This window comes from Rhizobium etli 8C-3, assembly GCF_001908375.1.
Taxonomy (GTDB): Bacteria; Pseudomonadota; Alphaproteobacteria; order Rhizobiales; family Rhizobiaceae; genus Rhizobium; species Rhizobium etli_B.
In genome coordinates this window covers 4120164-4136238 of sequence record NZ_CP017241.1, presented here as the reverse complement: position 1 = coordinate 4136238, position 16075 = coordinate 4120164, and the positions used below count along the sequence as shown (strand labels likewise).

Annotated in this window: 16 protein-coding genes; 3 read left to right on the top strand and 13 right to left on the bottom strand. The window is 60.1% G+C overall.

Features of this window, described 5'->3' with window-relative positions:
- Positions 1-124 precede the first annotated feature (124 nt).
- Positions 125-499 (top strand): (2Fe-2S)-binding protein, encoded by a 375-nt coding sequence (locus AM571_RS37490; RefSeq protein WP_074063387.1) that lies wholly within the window; start codon positions 125-127, stop codon positions 497-499.
- Positions 465-950, top strand: coding sequence for a bacterioferritin (bfr, locus tag AM571_RS20355; RefSeq protein WP_074062954.1), 486 nt, complete (start codon positions 465-467; stop codon positions 948-950). The genes AM571_RS37490 and bfr overlap by 35 nt, the downstream gene beginning before the upstream one ends.
- A 537-nt stretch (positions 951-1487) precedes the next feature.
- Here bfr and AM571_RS20350 read toward each other — a convergent pair.
- From AM571_RS20350 to rsfS, 9 genes are all read right to left on the bottom strand, one after another.
- On the bottom strand, positions 1488-2435 hold the full coding sequence (locus tag AM571_RS20350) for a DUF429 domain-containing protein (protein ID WP_074062953.1): 948 nt from the start codon (positions 2433-2435) through the stop codon (positions 1488-1490).
- Positions 2435-4981 carry an SAM-dependent methyltransferase gene (locus tag AM571_RS20345; RefSeq protein WP_155774472.1) on the bottom strand — a complete coding sequence of 849 codons (2547 nt, stop codon included), beginning with the start codon at positions 4979-4981 and terminating at the stop codon, positions 2435-2437. The genes AM571_RS20350 and AM571_RS20345 overlap by 1 nt, the downstream gene beginning before the upstream one ends.
- The gene (locus AM571_RS20340; protein WP_074062952.1) at positions 4978-5730 is read right to left on the bottom strand and encodes a protein-L-isoaspartate(D-aspartate) O-methyltransferase; all 753 of its coding nucleotides are present in this window, start codon (positions 5728-5730) and stop codon (positions 4978-4980) included. Before AM571_RS20340 ends, AM571_RS20345 begins: the two co-directional genes overlap by 4 nt.
- Before the next feature lie 380 nt (positions 5731-6110).
- On the bottom strand, positions 6111-6644 hold the full coding sequence (locus AM571_RS20335; RefSeq protein WP_074062951.1) for an RNA pyrophosphohydrolase: 534 nt from the start codon (positions 6642-6644) through the stop codon (positions 6111-6113).
- An 11-nt stretch (positions 6645-6655) separates the two neighbouring features.
- Complete coding sequence (locus AM571_RS20330) at positions 6656-7846, bottom strand: divergent polysaccharide deacetylase family protein (RefSeq protein WP_074062950.1); 1191 nt, start codon at positions 7844-7846, stop codon at positions 6656-6658.
- 77 nt (positions 7847-7923) lie between these two features.
- A complete protein-coding gene (locus tag AM571_RS20325) occupies positions 7924-9246 on the bottom strand; it encodes a S41 family peptidase (protein ID WP_074062949.1) in 1323 nt (440 codons plus the stop codon).
- A complete protein-coding gene (locus tag AM571_RS20320; RefSeq protein WP_074062948.1) occupies positions 9236-10669 on the bottom strand; it encodes a murein hydrolase activator EnvC family protein in 1434 nt (477 codons plus the stop codon). Before AM571_RS20320 ends, AM571_RS20325 begins: the two co-directional genes overlap by 11 nt.
- Positions 10670-10782: 113 nt before the next feature.
- Entirely contained in the window at positions 10783-11265 is a 483-nt protein-coding gene (gene rlmH, locus AM571_RS20315; RefSeq protein WP_074062947.1) for a 23S rRNA (pseudouridine(1915)-N(3))-methyltransferase RlmH, read from the bottom strand.
- Between the two features lie 111 nt (positions 11266-11376).
- Entirely contained in the window at positions 11377-11820 is a 444-nt protein-coding gene (rsfS, locus tag AM571_RS20310; RefSeq protein WP_074063386.1) for a ribosome silencing factor, read from the bottom strand.
- Positions 11821-12022: 202 nt separating this feature from the next.
- Between rsfS and AM571_RS20305 the strand changes: the two genes are divergently transcribed.
- Entirely contained in the window at positions 12023-12400 is a 378-nt protein-coding gene (locus AM571_RS20305; RefSeq protein ID WP_074062946.1) for a winged helix-turn-helix domain-containing protein, read from the top strand.
- Here the strand turns inward: AM571_RS20305 and modC are convergent, their stop codons facing one another.
- The 4 genes from modC to AM571_RS20285 form a co-directional block, all read right to left on the bottom strand.
- On the bottom strand, positions 12401-13468 hold the full coding sequence (gene modC / locus AM571_RS20300; RefSeq protein ID WP_074062945.1) for a molybdenum ABC transporter ATP-binding protein: 1068 nt from the start codon (positions 13466-13468) through the stop codon (positions 12401-12403).
- Positions 13465-14163: a molybdate ABC transporter permease subunit gene (gene modB, locus AM571_RS20295; protein WP_074062944.1), complete on the bottom strand. Its 699-nt coding sequence runs from the start codon at positions 14161-14163 to the stop codon at positions 13465-13467. The genes modC and modB overlap by 4 nt, the downstream gene beginning before the upstream one ends.
- Positions 14164-14213: 50 nt before the next feature.
- Positions 14214-15002 (bottom strand): molybdate ABC transporter substrate-binding protein, encoded by a 789-nt coding sequence (gene modA, locus AM571_RS20290; protein WP_074062943.1) that lies wholly within the window; start codon positions 15000-15002, stop codon positions 14214-14216.
- 290 nt (positions 15003-15292) lie between these two features.
- Complete coding sequence (locus AM571_RS20285) at positions 15293-16051, bottom strand: alpha/beta fold hydrolase (protein ID WP_074062942.1); 759 nt, start codon at positions 16049-16051, stop codon at positions 15293-15295.
- Positions 16052-16075 lie beyond the last annotated feature (24 nt).

The window sequence follows — 16075 nt, the reverse complement described above, 5'->3', positions numbered from 1 at the left end:
GATGTTGCCGAGCAGCATGCCAGCTGCTGGGCCAGATCGCGCTGAGGATCAAAATGCATTGCGCGGAAGGTCTCCAAACCAACGGTCACTATCGTCCGCTGCGCCTTCCACCTCGATTTTTTTCTTGACAGCCACCATCTTCTTTAGCAGAAAACACGATAGTCAGTGTCATGTTTGGAATGAAGACGTGCTCGTCTGCAGCTGCAACTATATAACCGACCAGGAAATCCGGGAGGTCATCAACGACCTTCTCGATGAAGACTGTTGGCAGCTTATCGTGCCTGCGAAGGTCTATCATGCCATGGAAAAGCGCGGCCGTTGCTGCGGCTGTTTCCCCAACGTCGTCGATATCATCATCCGGACGACTGAAGAATATCATGCCCGCCGCGACTCGACGGACGACGAGATATTTGATTTCATGTCCCGCCTGAAACAATTCCATGAAGAAAACAGGAGAGCGGACATTGAAAGGCGACAAAAAGGTCATCGAGCGGCTTAACGAGGCACTGTTCCTCGAACTCGGCGCAGTCAATCAATACTGGGTTCACTACCGGCTGTTGGAAGACTGGGGTTATACCAAGCTCGCCAAAAAGGAGCGCGCCGAATCCATTGAAGAGATGCACCATGCCGACCGCCTTGTCGCGCGCATCATATTCCTTGAGGGGCATCCGAACCTGCAGACGCTTGCGCCCTTGCGCATCGGCCAGAACGTCAAGGAGGTTCTGGAAGCCGATCTTGCCGGCGAGTATGATGCCCGCACGGCTTACAAGAAGTCGCGCGACATCTGTCATGACGCCGGTGACTATGTCTCCATGAAGCTATTCGAGGAGCTCCTTGCCGATGAGGAAGGGCATATCGACTTCCTCGAAACGCAGCTCGACCTCCTCGAGAAGATCGGCGAATCCAAGTATGGCCAGCTGAACGCGGACTCGGCCAACGACGCCGAGTGAGTAACCTTCAAAAGCCAGCCGGCCGCAAAAAGTGCAGCCGGTTGGCTTTTCAAGTCGAGGGCGGGTGTTGCGGCAGGATGGGATCGTGTTCGAGCGAGCGCTGCACCCAGGTCCCCAGGTCATTCCGGTCAATTTCTCTCAAATCCTTCTTTCCTGGACGTGCCGGTCCTTGCGCCATCGATGACCTTATGCACGCAAGAGGTCGGCTATTTCCATTGTGGGTGCCGGTGACGCTCGATGATGTTGGAGCGAAGATCGGGATCTTCGATCCAGGTTTTCTCCAAATTTGCCGGCACGGTGCTCTTTCCATCGCGCCTGCCCCGTCCGCCAAAGCGAATGATCTTCCTTGCTCTGACGCTGGCGCTTGAAACTTCCCGTCGTCGGTCGATCCGCTGATAACGGCGCGTCGGGTTCAATCGACGGTTCAAGGCCGTTCAAGCATTGAGGTTGGTCCTTGCGACCGTGGCTGGGATTGCGGCAAAATGACCGTCGCCGCGTGCGAACAACGGCATTTTCTCAAGGGTGCCGTCCACATCGTCAAAAACCCTCGCTCCTTGCGCCTGCCTGGCCGAGGATCCAACCTTCCCACTGACCAATAACCCGATCATCCGATGCGCCGTCGCTACGATAGCCATCGACCACATCGAGCATACCGAACAGGCCGACCGTCGCGTCGAAACGGTCCTCGCCGGCCCTGTCTGATCCAAATCCGTCGGAGATGGCGTCGAGTATCGCCGTCCCGTCGACCTGCGGGCGCGCATCCAGCCAACGCGTGAGATGGTGGCTGATGGATCGGCGCCCCGATTGCCGCCGTTTGCTCCAGAGGGGTCGAGGGGAGATGCCGATCTGGCCGTAGACGTCGCCGGGATAGGTCTCGGCGACGATGGTGGCGCCAGGATGCGCCAGGACATCGATCCCACCGTCGAAGGGCCACAGGGCGATCTCATCAAGGTTGGGGACGATGATTTCTCGCCAACCGGTTATCGCCGCCTTGCCGACCTGATTGCCCCCCAACGTCCAGAAGATCATGCAGGCATTTCCCCGCTCGCCAGTGGCACGCTCGCAATGCCGGAGAAGATCGGCGCCTGTCGCGACTCCCAGCGCGTCGAAAAGATGCTGGCGTTGCGTGCCGCCCGGACGCATTGGATAGAATGGCCGGTGCAGCGAGATCTGGCTGCGATGCTCGGCGACCATGTACCACTCGGCAAAGGAACCCGTGCCGAAGGTCTGCAATGCCTCGCGGAAAGAAGAAAGACCGATCGCCCTGCCATAGGCTTCTGGCAGTCCAATCGGAAAGTCGAAGCCTACAAGCGTCGCACCATCGATTTTGGCACGCTGCCGTAGCCGGGGCAGCAATGTCGCCGTATCACTGACGGGCTCCGGCGCCGAGATTATCCAACGGCTACCGTCGCAAACAGCGACGCACTTCCAGCGTTTCTGCCGATCGATGCTCCAGTCGCAATGTGCGACGAGGGCTAAGGACATCATCCCCTCCCGGATTCGATCGGCCCACTCGCCAGCCGGATCGGGTTTTTTGGCATTGGTCCAGCTGGCGCACGATTTCGATCCGGAACAAGGCCAGGCGGCGTCTTCTGATCGTACCGGTCCCCCGCCCCGGCGAGCAGGGCCGGGGCGACAAGATAAAGGATAGTGCCGATCACAACGACGCCAGTGAACCCGATATGCATGGCAATCAGGACGGCGAGGATCGCGCTCAACACCGACGCACAGCCATTGATCCCCCATGCCCAGGGAACGAACGCCTGCGAGCAGGTGCCAACGTGACTAAGGCCAAGGGGAAAGGGCATGCCCATGAAGACGGCAAGCGGCGCTATCATCAGGAGTGCGATCGAAATCTTTGCGGCATCCGTCAGCGCCAGTAGCCGTTCAAATACCGAAGGCAGCGCAAGCAGGTAGGTGGCACAAAGGCATGCGATCACAACGACGGCGAGTGCAATGCCGCGCACCGCTGATCCGCCTCCGGCCAGCGCCATCCAGCGTGCGGCTACGGCGCTGCCGAGACCCGCAAAGGCAAGGAATCCCGCAAGCACGACGGCGACAGCGTAAAGCGGATGGCCGAGGAACAGCACGAAGCGCTGGATGAAGGCAATCTCGATGAAGAGGAAGGCCAGGCCCAAGGCAAGGAAATAGAGCCCGAAGCGCAGCCGAGGTACTCCTCTTGCGAGTGCTTGCCGGCCAAGCCAGAGCGGCAGCAGAATCAGGACCACGCTGAGGATCGTGGCCTGGACGAGCGTCGTCGCCAGGATCAGGTAACCCCAATCGAGCATCGCAGCCCCACCTTGGGTGCGCAGCGTCAGGAGCTCGGGCAGGGCGCGCCAGCGGAAGAAGTCGAAGAAATAAGGGCGATCGTCAGTGGCGGGTGCAATATCGAACTTGTAGCGCTCGATGAAGTCGGTCCGCTCTGGGCCGAGGAGAGCCAGGGCTCCCTCGTAAAGATATTCCCGGTCGAGCTGGTTGTACTGGTTCACTTGCGTCGACGAGATGCCAGGCGCCCAGGAAATGTCAAAGAAATTATCGGACGCGAAGCTGCGGATGGCTTCGACGTCTTCGCCGGTGAACGCCGACTTGGCGACGAGGAGTGTTGCGGTATTCCAGCTGCGGATCAGCGCAAGCTGCTGGCCGGCCTCGGTCACGCCGTCAGCTTCAAGCGCTGCCGTAGCGGTGGCAAACAACTTGAGAATGTCACGTGGCGGCACCCGCAGCCATCGCGTGATGGCGATGATACCACCCGGTCTCAGCACCGCGAGATAATCCCGCAGCGCCTCCAGTGTATAGGTATAGTTCTCATGCATGGTCTGTACGCCGGCCGCGGAGGCGCTGAATGAGTCAAGGAGCGGCATCTGGATCAGGTCGTAACGCTCGCCAGTGGCCGCGGCGAAGGCGCGCGCCTCGCCTAAATGCAGATGCACATTCGGGCGGCTAAAGATGCGGCCGGCGAAGTCAGCGAAACGATTGCGAGCAAGATCGATCATCTGCGGGTTGAGCTCAACGGCATCCACGATGTCGGCTCCGGCGCGCAGCGCGAGCAGCACCTGTTCGCCGCCGCCGGCACCAAGGATCAGGACTCGCGGCCGCTTAAGGATGCGGTACGGGAGCGCGGCCGTCGTCCGGTCGAGATAAGCGACCGTCGCCGGATCGCCGCTAAAGGCGGTGATCGCCGTAATACTGTCGCCATCGGTGAAGACGGCGAGTTGGGCGGGCGGCTCTTGGGTGTTGGCGAGGCTGAGGCCCGGCGCGTAGCGGATGGGCACGGTCGGGCTCTCGACGACCGTCAGCAGTCCCAAGGGGCTTGATCGTTCCTCGACCACTCGTGCGTTCGGCACTTCGAGGGCCATGCGCAGGCCCTTGTACTGCGACATGTGCGGGCCAGGGGCCGCCCAGGACGGTGGCAGCCACACGCCGATGACCAGGACTGCAAGTCCCAAGCCGCCCACGGCGGGCCACCGATGCCGAGCCATGCCCGTCGCGGCGAGGGCAGCTGCGGCGAATCCCAGCGCTGCCACGAAGCACAGCGCCACAGGAGGAGGGACGATAAACAAGAGCCCGACGGTGCCCAGCGCACCGACCCCTGCGCCGACCAGGTCGAAGGAATAGACGCGTCCAATCTGGCCAGGGTGGCGGATGAAGGCAAGGCCGATACAGCTAGCACCGAAAAAGAACGGCAGGACCAGGAGAGCATAGCTGGCCGCGAGCCAGCCGAGCTGCCCCGGATTCCAGACAATTTCGAGGGCATTGAACGGGAGCCGTTCGGCGGTAGCGACGCTGGCAACCGCAGTAATGCCGAACAGGGCCGCCGATGCTGCGAACGCTTCGGGATAGCGTTTAACCAGGGGGCGGCGGGCGAGCGCAAGCAACGTGCCGCTCGCGCCGAAGCCAAGGAGCGCGATGCTGATGATCATATAGGCGAAATGATGCCACTGAATGATCGAGTAGAACCGCATCAGTAGCACCTCGTGGGCAAGGGTCGCCGCCGATATAAGACCGACCGGCACCAGGCGACCCATTCTCATCGGGCCTGACCTCCCCTCAGCGGTACGAAGCTCACCGGCAGCAGCTGCCGGGTCGTAATGCTTCCGTCCACGCGCTTCTCGACCAGCATCAGAAACTGGGTCGCGAAAGGACCCCCGACGGGGACGACCATCCGCCCGCCCCTTGCGAGCTGTTCTACCAGCGGCGGGGGGATGTGGCTGGCAGCGGCAGTGACCACGATTCCGTCGAATGGCGCGTGTGCTGGCCAGCCATAGTAACCGTCGCCTACCTTCACCTCGACATTGTCGAAGTGAAGCTGCGCAAGCAGGGAGGCTGCCCGTTCGCCCAGTTTCGGTATGATCTCGATCGAGTAGACCTTTGCTGCGAGCGGCGACAGGACGGCTGCCTGATAGCCCGATCCAGTGCCGATTTCCAGGACGACGTCACCAGGGCCGACGTTGATCAGGTCGGTCATCAGCGCGACGATGAAGGGTTGCGAGATCGTCTGACCGTATCCGATCGGCAGCGGTCGATCTCGATAGGCCGCCCCGCGCAGCTCCTCGGGCACGAAGGAGTGGCGCGGCACTTTCCCCATCGTCTTCAGCACCACCGGGTCAATGCCCTGGCCCTCGACGGCTGACGGCGCTGAGCGGGCGTGCAAATTGATTGTTTCGATCATCGCTGCACGCTCGGCGAGGCGATCCTGCGCGCACGCAGATGTCGAAACCACGGCGGCCGTGCCCGCCAGAACCGCGGCCAATAGCGTTTGGCACTGGGCTAATGGACGCATGAAATTCTCTCCCGTCCAAGGCAGACAGTATAGTGGCTGCGAAGGCAATTTTGAACAGGGTTGGCTTCGCTCTCAGCTGCTCTCCGGCTCGAGACTTTACGACAACCCGGTGTCCTGGAAAGTGGCCGCGTCTACTGCAGCCGCCCAGCCTTGATCCACTGCAGAGCCTTCATCGCATTGAAATTTTCTATGTTGAACAGGATGGGAAAAGGGAAGCGGCAAAGGCATGCCGTTGCAAGGCTTGCCGGCGACAATCCCGCTTTCTTCAAATTACCGAGGTTGAACTGGGAGGTCCAAAACCATCCTCGTACAAGCCCTGGCGTCTTCGCTTGCTCGGAAATCGGAAAATTGGTTCTGAGGCCGGGAGACCGCTGCCGCCGTCAGCCCGCCGCTCGCAGGTCGGCCAAATGGCTGAATTCCGATACGACCCGGTCGTAGACAGCCCGTTTGAAAGGCACGATCAACCCAGGTAGCTCGTGCATGGATTTCCACTCCCAGGCGTCAAACTCTGGCTCGTGGCCTCCCGGCGGCGGGTTGATCCTGATTTCGCTTTCGTCGCCTTCGAAGCGGAAGGCGAACCAGCGTTGCGTCTGGCCGCGAAACCTTCCCTTGAGCCCGATGCCGATCAGCTGCGGCGGCAGATCATAGTTGATCCAATCGCTCGCCTCCGCGAGCAAGGTCACCGTTCTGATACCGGTTTCCTCGTAGAGTTCGCGGTATGCCGCTTCGAGCGGATCCTCGCCCTTGTCGATACCACCTTGCGGCATTTGCCACAGTTGTGGTGTGCCATCATATTCGGAATTGCCGACCGGGACACGCCGGCCTGCCCATACAAGCCCGTCGCGGTTAAGGATCATCACGCCGACGCAGGGCCGGTAGGGAAGGTCTTCGGCTTTGATTGTCGCCTGGTTCACGGGGGTGCTCCTCAAGGATTTTTAGCATCCGCAGCAAGGGCAGCAACACCGACGATCTCAATGCCGCGCATTCCTGCCTCTTCGCTCCATTTGGATATTGCCTCGATACTCTCGTCGAAAGCCGCTGCAACGCCAATTGCCTGGCCGTTGCGCTTGGCAATGCGTTCGAGCTCGTCAAGCCTATGCAGGATGGCGTTCACATCGACCTGACCATCGAGCTGCAGATCGGCGAAAGCATGGGCAAGCTCCGTTCCCTTCGCCACAGCGTCCGTCTTCGATTGCGCGGAGGAACCGTCGTCGAGAAACAACAAGCCCCGCTTGCCGATGTCGCGCATCACCGGCTCCATGGCATCGGGATTGGAGAGGAAGCGTCCTCCCAGATAGTTCATGATGCCCGTATAGTTGGTGATTTCGGCCATCGCGCGATGCAGGTTTTCGATATTTTCTGCTGGTGACTTCGAGGTAAGCAGCGTCCCGGGGCCGGGGTCGTTTGCCGGATAATCGAAGGGCTCCAGTGGAACTTGCAGGAGGATTTCATGGCCGCTGCGTCGCGCTTCCTGCATCCAACGCTGCAGGCTATTGCCGCTGGCGGCGAATGCGAGGGTGACTTCCTCAGGAAGCTCCTTGATGGCGCGCTGCGTACCCGTCTGGCTGAGGCCGAGACCGCTCACCACGATCGCAACGCGGGTGCCGCGGGCGCCGGACCACGGACGCGCATACTGATCCATCGGGCGACGGCCATCCGGTCCGATGACGGGTAGGCGGCCAAACGGGCTGTCCTCCAGAAGGCTCTCATTGGGCATCGCTGCCATGCGCGGATCCTGGCCGACCTGCATGGCGTCCACCAGAGCTGGACCCTTGTCGTCGCGTGGCCGCGGGCTGTATTTGGTCACGACCGAGCCGTCTCCGGTCACCATCCGCTCGATATTCGCACCGGAATGCGGATCGGAGCGCGACATCCCATTTGCCGTCTGGCTCTGCGTGGGGGCGGGCTGGACGGTATCCGTCGGTGGTGAGGCCGCTTGATCGGCCAGAGGCGGCCTTGTCGGCTGAAGGCCATCGTCACTGAGCATCGTGTAGAGAGAAAAGCCGCCGATCGTGATCAGGCAGAGGCTGGCGGCAATCCGGCCGATCCGCAGGATATTCGGCCGCTTGCCAGCCTTGCGGTTCTGGCCCAGTGGTGCATGCAAATCCGTTCCCAATTTCCTCGCCCGCTCCAAAACCGGGAAACAGCAAAAAATCAGGCCGGATCAAAATCCGGCCTGATGACCCAAGATGTTCACTTCGCGGAAACCGCCTTGTCCGGATTCGGGGGGAAGGCCGGGTCGGTCTTCTTGCCGCGAAGCAAGTCGAACGCATAGTTCAACTGAACGTCGTCCTTCGGATCCGGGGGGACATAGGCGACGGAACCTGAGCCTTCATCGGTCTCGCTCTGACCCTTGATATGGCCGCGCAGGCTGGATTCGCCTTCGGTTGCCATCTTGTCCTTCAGATCGTCCGGCAGAGGCTCTTCGACCTTGATGTCCGGCGTGATGCCGGTGCCTTGAATCGAGCGGCCCGACGGCGTGTAGTAGAGCGCGGTCGTCAACCGCAGTGCGCCGTTTTCGCCAAGCGGAATGATCGTCTGGACGGAACCCTTGCCAAAGGACCTCGTGCCGAGAACGGTCGCGCGGCGTAGATCCTGCAGGGCGCCGGCCACGATTTCCGAAGCGGAAGCCGAGCCGCCGTTGACGAGCACGATCACCGGCTTGCCATCCGTGAGATCGCCCGGGCCGGCATTGAAGCGACGGGTTTCGTCGGGATTGCGGCCACGGGTCGAGACCACCTCGCCGCGCTGCAGCAGAGCGTCAGAAACCTTGATCGCCTGATCGAGCAGGCCGCCGGGATTGAGGCGCAGGTCGAGCACGTAACCCTTGAGCTTGTCGGCCGGAACCGCCGCCTTGATCTTGGCGATCGCCTTTTCGAGATCCGGGTAGGTCTTTTCGGTGAAGGAGATGACCCGGAGATAGCCGACATCATCCTCGACGCGGGACTTGACGGCCTGTACCGCGACGATGTCGCGAACGATCGTCAACTCGATCGGCTTATCGGCGCCCTTGCGGATGAGTGTGAGCTTGATCGGAGTGTTGACGGCGCCGCGCATCTTTTCGACAGCTTCTTCGAGCTTCAGTCCGCGGACCGACTGGCCGTCGATCTCGGAAATAAAATCGCCGGCAAGAACGCCTGCCTTGGCCGCCGGCGTATCGTCAATCGGCGTGATCACCTTGACGAGTTCGTCTTCCATCGTGACTTCAATGCCGAGACCACCGAATTCACCCTTCGTCTGGGTGCTCATATCCTCGGCATCCTTGGCGTTCATATAGCTCGAATGCGGATCGAGGGATGAAAGCATGCCGTTGATGGCATTTTCGATCAGTTTGTCTTCTGCCGGCGGCGTGACGTACTGGGCGCGGACGCGCTCGAAGACGTCCCCGAACACGGAGAGTTCCTTGTAGGTAGATGCCCCGGCCGCTTCGGCCGGCACTCCCGCCGCATAAATGACGCTCATGGCGGTCGCACCCATCAATGCGCCGACCAGAACAAGAGAAGCCCTACGAATCATTGCGTGCCTTTCCAGTGTCTTTGGCGGACCACCACGGCCGGGAATCGACCGGTTTTCCGTCTTTTCGAAATTCAATGTAAAGCGTTGGCCGGTTGGTTTCCAGCGCCAATGCTGTTGCGCTCGCGACTCTTTTTGCACCCATCACCGCAAGCGGTTCGCCTGCGAAAACGAATTTTCCTTGGCGCGTGCTGATTATGTCCATTCCGGAGAGGACCAAGTGATAGCCCTCGCCTGCATCGAGGATGATCATCTGGCCGTAGCTGCGGAAGGCGCCGGCAAATACCACCAGTCCATCCGCCGGCGCAGTCACCACCGTATCCGGATTGGTGGCCAGCGTCATTCCCATGGCCTCGTGCCCAGTGCCGTCGGCGTCGCCGAACTGGCGCAGAATATCGCCCGCCACGGGCAGCTCCAATTTTGCCTTCAATTCTCCGAACGGATATGCGGGCGCAATACGGTTTTTATCGGGCACACCGCTATCGGCAAGTGCCCTGGCCTGTGCCCGCTGCTCGTCCGTGAGAAGCTTCCGGTTCTCTTCTTCGCGCCTTGCTGCTTCAGCGGCCTGGCGCACGGAGGCAATCTCGGATTCCATCGAAGCCACGAGGCCTTCGAGCGTTGTCGCTTTGCCTGCCAATTCTTCAGAGCGCTTCTTTTCTGCTTCCAGATCGGCAGCGTTGCTGCGGCTTAGCTTGTCGTTTTCGGAAAGCAGCAGGTCCATGCGCCGCTCCTCCTCGATACCATTCGTCATGGTGGCGGTGAGATTTGTCTTTTCCATCACGCTTTCAGCCTGAAGGGCCGCCAGGTTGCCCAGATCTGCTGCAAGCTTATCGGTCTCCTTGCGCATGCCCGGCACGACGGCGCCCAGCAGGATGGCGCTACGCACCGAGGCAAGCGCATCATCCGGCGTCACAAGCAGCGCGGGCGGCGGATTTCGGCCCATGCGTTGAAGGGCGGCGAGCACTTCGGCAAGCAATCCTCGCCGCTCATGAAGCGAGCGGCGGATAACGTCTTCCTTGATGCCAAGGTCGGCAAGTCTCTTTTCGCTTTCGAGGATCTGTCTTTCAAGCGTCTTGCGCCGCGCGGCGGAATCGATCAGCGCCTGGCGGATGTTCGTGCTGCTTTTGTCCAGATCGGCGATGCTTTTTTGCAGCGCCATCACCTTATCTGACGAAAGATTGATCGACTTTGACAAGGTCTCGAGCTCGGTGCGGGTCTCGTCACGTTTTTTTCTGAGCTCGGCAGCCGGGTCCGGCAATGCCGGATCGACCTGTTCAGACGTCCCGGCCGCAGGTGCTGGAACCACTGCATTCTGGGCGAACGCCCCATCTTTCCCAACATCAAACTGGGCGAAAATGACTGTCGCGCCGAGGCCAGCCGCGAATGCGGGCAGGATCAGTCGCTTTCGCTTGCGGGCAGTTTTCATGCGGGGTTCAGAGCTAACTTTCAAATCGCGCGCAGACTATGCCGATTTGGCGTCATTTGCCAGAAAGATTGGCGCAGAAGGACACGGTTGGCAAAGCACGGCTGCGTGACTGATCAGACGCGGTGATAGGGGTGACCGGATAAAATTGTGACCGCACGGTAGAGCTGTTCGGCAATGAGCGTCCTCACCAACTGATGCGGCCAGGTCATCTTGCCGAGGCATAAGGTCATGTCGGCACGCTCGTAAAGCGCCGGGTCAAGGCCATCGGCTCCGCCGATGGCAATCATCAGATCCCGTTTTCCCTGGTCGCGATAGCTGGAGAGGACTTTGGCAAACGCTTCGCTGTCCAACGTCTTGCCGCGCTCGTCGAGAAGAATGAGAATGCTGCCCTCAGCCAGCGTCTTTTGAAGCAGGGCCGCCTCTTCGCGCTTGCGCGTTTCTGCATTGGAGGCGCGACTTTCCGCAACCTCGGCAACGCGGGAGAACTCAAGACCGATCGCAGGACCGGCCTTGGCAAAACGGTCGAAATAACGGGCCGCAAGATCCTTCTCGGGGCCGGATTTCAGCCGTCCCACCGCAAAAAGACCAACCCGCATTCATCCGCTCCTGTCATGCGCCGCAAGGGCACAATACCGGCTTTGGGCCGGGTTCTCGTATTTCCGGCCTGGTTACTGCCGCGTCTCAGGACCGGACAAGCCGGCCGCCGGTCAGTGCCGCGTTTCTTCGTCCATATCCGGCGCTGCCCACATCTTTTCGATGTTGTAGAACTCGCGGATCTCGGGGCGGAAAACGTGCACGATGATATCGCCGGTGTCGATCAAGACCCAATCACCGCCGTCCTTGCCCTCAACGCGGGCTGCGCCAAAGCCCTCGTCTTTCAAGTCGGTAAGCAGATGATCCGCGATCGCCAGGACATGGCGGTTCGATCGGCCGGAGACGACGACCATATAGTCCCCCAGCGCAGATTTTCCGGCAATGTCGATGGTGACGATATCTTCAGCTTTGGAGTCCTCAAGGCTCGTGAGGACAGCTTGCAGAGCGCGGGCGGCAGCATCGGCGCCACGTTCCAGGCTCTTCGGGATAACGGCGAGCGTTCTTCCCTTGGCGTGTACTGTTGTCAGTGCTTTTCCTTTCCTGCAATAACAGAACATGCGCATCACTGATTTGGGCGAACCAAATCCTGGTTAAGATAGGCATCAAACCGTTAATCTTTCAAGACACGAGCCGGTTATCATTTCGCGAAGACTTGAATTCGCGTTCAAGATTTATGTCGTTACCGGCAGCAAGGCGGCTGTGTACAGCGCCAACGGCCAAGCGTAAAGTGGCTTCAATTTCTTGTAACTGCAGAACCGAATGGACAGTACCGCCAGACATCAACTCGTTCCCATCCTGCGTATCAGCTTTCCGCACGAGGATCGCCTGGGCCGTGGCAAGATGGAACTTTTGGAGCACATCCGCGAAACTGGCTCGATCTCGGCAGCCGGCAGGGCGATGGACATGTCCTACCGGCGCGCCTGGTTGCTCGTCAGCGACATGAACCGCATGTTCAAGGCGCCGGTCGTCGAATCCCAGCGCGGTGGCCAGAGGGGTGGCGGTGCGGCGCTGACGCCATTCGGAGAGGAGCTTTTGTCGCGATTCCGGCATATGGAAGACGCCATGCGAACAGCGCTTGCGGGTGATCTTGCCTGGCTGGAAGGCAACCGCAGTCAGGCCGAGGCGGTGAGGAGATAGTCAAGGCTGCAGTGCGACTGTCTTGATGACGGCGAAGACGGGTTTGTTCGGCACCAGATCGAGCCTCTCGACGGACAGTGCCGTGATGCGTGACAGGATGATATCGCCTCCGCAGTCGATCTTCACCTCGACCGTTCCGTCTTCCGCAGGCGTTATCTGCCGAATGATGCCTTCGATAATATTCAACGCGCTCAAACCTTCCGGCCTGACGGTCGCCAGCATGACATCGCGAGAAGGGATGTGGACGCGAACGCGCTTGCCCGGCGGCACCGCGGCACCGGGCACGTAAAGGCGGGACGCCTTCAACGCGAGCGTCGCAAGGCGATGTTTCTCATCGAAGCTTTCGACTGCGCCTTCCAGAAGGGCACCTGCTTCGCGCCGGTCTTCGGCCGCCGAAGGACGGCTCAGGACATCGGTCGCGCGGCCTGACGCCTCAACCTTGCCATCACGCATCACGACCACCTGATTGGCCAGGCGTGCCACCTCCAAGATGGAATGGCTGACGTAGACGATCGGAATCTGCGTCTCGTCACGCAGACGTTCGAGATAGGGCAGGATCTCTGCTTTGCGGGCCTCATCAAGAGCTGCGAGCGGTTCGTCCATGAGCAGAAGACGCGGAGAGGAAAGCAGCGCGCGGCCGATCGCCACCCGTTGCTTTTCTCCACCTGAGAGGTTGGAAGGACTTCGATTGAGCAGGCTTTCGATGCCGAGTAGATCGACGATATGGTCAAAGTTGCCGGTTTGGGAAACCTTCGGTGCAAACCAGCTTCCATAAGAGAGATTCTTTCGAACGCTCAAGTGGGGGAAGAGCCTGCCGTCCTGGAAGACATAACCGAAGCGGCGGCGATGGCGGGGAACGAAGATGCCTTTGGCCGTGTCGGTCAATGGCGTACCGTCAAGGAGAACCCGGCCTTCATCCGGCCGGACGAGGCCGGCAATGATGCGGATCATCGAGGTCTTGCCCGAACCGGACCGGCCGAAGAGGGCCGTCACGCCGACTTCGGAGGTAAACGCTGCATCAAGGGTGAATGCGCCGAAACGGTGTCTGGTTTCGATGGTGAGCGTCATTCCGGGTCCATCCTCCGGCCCGCGAGATTCGCCATGAATTCAGACGTCAGCAGCGCTGCCATGGAGATGACGATAGCAACCAGCGTAAGGCGCATAGCGCCGGCGTCACCGCCTGGAACCTGCGTGAATGTGTAGATGGCGGACGACAGCGTCTGCGTCTCACCTGGGATGTTCGATACGAAGGTGATGGTTGCTCCAAATTCGCCCATGGCCTTGGCAAAGGACAGGATCATGCCGACGACGATTCCAGGGGCCGTCAGCGGCAGTGTGACGGTGAGGAAAACCCATAACGGACTCGCTCCAAGGGTGCCTGCCGCTTCTTCTATCCTGCGATCGATCGCTTCAATCGAAAGCCTGATACTCCGGACCATCAGCGGGAACCCCATGACCGCACAGGCGAGAGCTGCGCCCGTCCAACGGAAGGAAAAGACGATCCCGAAGTGCTGGTCCAGGAAGCTGCCGATCGGTCCCCTGCGGCCGAAGAGGATCAGAAGAATGAAGCCGGTGACGACGGGCGGAAGGATCAGCGGCAGATGCACTATGCCATTGACAACAGCCTTGCCATGGAAGCGGCCGCGGGCAAGAAGCAGCGCAACCGCAATGCCGAGCGGCAGGCTCGCCAACATGGCGACAACGGAAACCCGCAGGCTGAGCAAGATTGCCGTCCATTCGTCATTGCTCAGGCCAAAGTCCAAATTGGGTGTCTCCAAAAAACCGGTTCGAAGCTGCAGGATGAAATCTCCACTCACTTCATGATCGTAAAGCCCTGAGCGGTAAAGAAGGGAGTGGCGATAGCCGACTTCAGAAACTTCAGATAGGCAACGGCGTCAGGGTTCTTGCTGGCGGCAAGCACCGCGACAGGGTAAATGATCGGCGGATGCGAATCGGCTGGAAACATGCCGACGATTGCGACGCCTTTATCTGCCGCTGCATCTGTCTGATAGACAATCCCATATGGTGCTTCGCCGCGCGAGACGAGCGCAAGAGCGGCACGCACGCTTTGCGCACCGGCAATCTTCGGCTCGACCGATGCCCACACGCCGAGCTTTTCGAGTGCGGCCCTGCCGTATTTGCCGGCGGGGACGGATTTCACTTCTCCCATCGCAAGCCTGCCATCACCCAGAAGCCCGGAAAGATCGAAACCGGGCTTGATATCGACCTGCTTTGCCTTATCGCTGGCGGTTACCAGCACGATGCGGTTGCCAAGCAAGTCAGCGCGGGTGTCCTTCCGGATCAGGCCTTTTCCGGCGATGTAGTCCATCCAGTCGAGATCAGCGGAGATGAAGATATCGGCTGGTGCGCCACTTTCGATCTGCCTGGCGAGTGCGGAGCTCGCTGCATAGGAAGCGACGGCTTCCTTGCCGCTTTCCCTGGCCCAGGCTGCATTTGCGGCGTCAAGGGCATTCTTGAGGCTCGCTGCCGCAAAGACGGCAATTCGGTCTGACGCGCCTGCGGGCTGCGGCACCAGCCCTGCAGCGCCAATCCAGGCCATGATCGCGACCACCCGTTTCATCCAATGCCGGCGACGATGCATATCTTCGATTCTCCTTCGAAATATTCAAAGGAATATATCGATATCAGCAGCATTGGCTAGGGATATGTTTTGACGAATATATCGTCGTCGAGCTTTGACATTGTCGATTGCCATGAAAGATCGCCTACGCACCTTTGCGGCCCGTTGGCACGCCGAAGGCGGGCAGATTTTGCGGGCGGGTCTTGCCTGTGTTCTGGGATCGATCGATGGTTCGAGCCTGGCGTATCCTGAATGCACTTCAGCCGCTCCGTTTTCGGAGCGGCTGAACATCCTTGTATCGATGCGAAATCCTATTCCGCAGACTGACGAGCAGCTTCCTCGATCACATCGGCGACCTTCTCCGGCTGCGAAGCGAAAACGGCATGGCTTGCTGCGATCTCGGTGATCTGACTGCCGGCGCGCCGTGCCATATTACGTTCGAGATCAGGGTTGATCGAGCGATCCTGCGTGGCAACGATCGACCAGCTCTTCTTCGATTTCCATGCCGGCTCGCCAACCTTGGCGGCGAAGGCATCCTTGGAGGCGAACACCTGGCTTTTAGCCAGAAACGCCGCGTCTTCCCTTGGCAGATCGGCAGCGAAGTCATTCGCGAAGGCGGAGGGCTCGAGGTAGAGGTACTTGCCGTCCTTCGTTTGCTTGATGCCGTTGCCAGCTGGCGGCTTAGATCCGGCGAGGTCGAGGAGACTTTCGCCCTTCTTCGGCTGGAACGCAGCAACATAAACGAGTCCGGCGACGTCCGGTCTGTTTCCTGCTTCGGTGATGACCATGCCGCTGTAGCTGTGACCGACGAGCAGGCTCGGTCCTTCCTGAAGGTCAAGAACGCGGTTGGTCGCGGCGACATCGTCTGCAAGCGAGGTGATCGGCTCCTGGACTATTGTGACATTGAAGCCGCGTCTTTCGAGAATTTCGGTTGCCTTGCGCCAGCCAGAACCGTCGGCGAGCGCGCCGTGGACGATGACGATGTTCTTCACCTCGGCAGCCTGGGCCGCATAGGCGATAACGCCGGTGGAAAAAGCGATGGCAAGAGCGGCGATTGTACGGCGATTCATGAGACTTGCTCCTTTCGTTCAGGT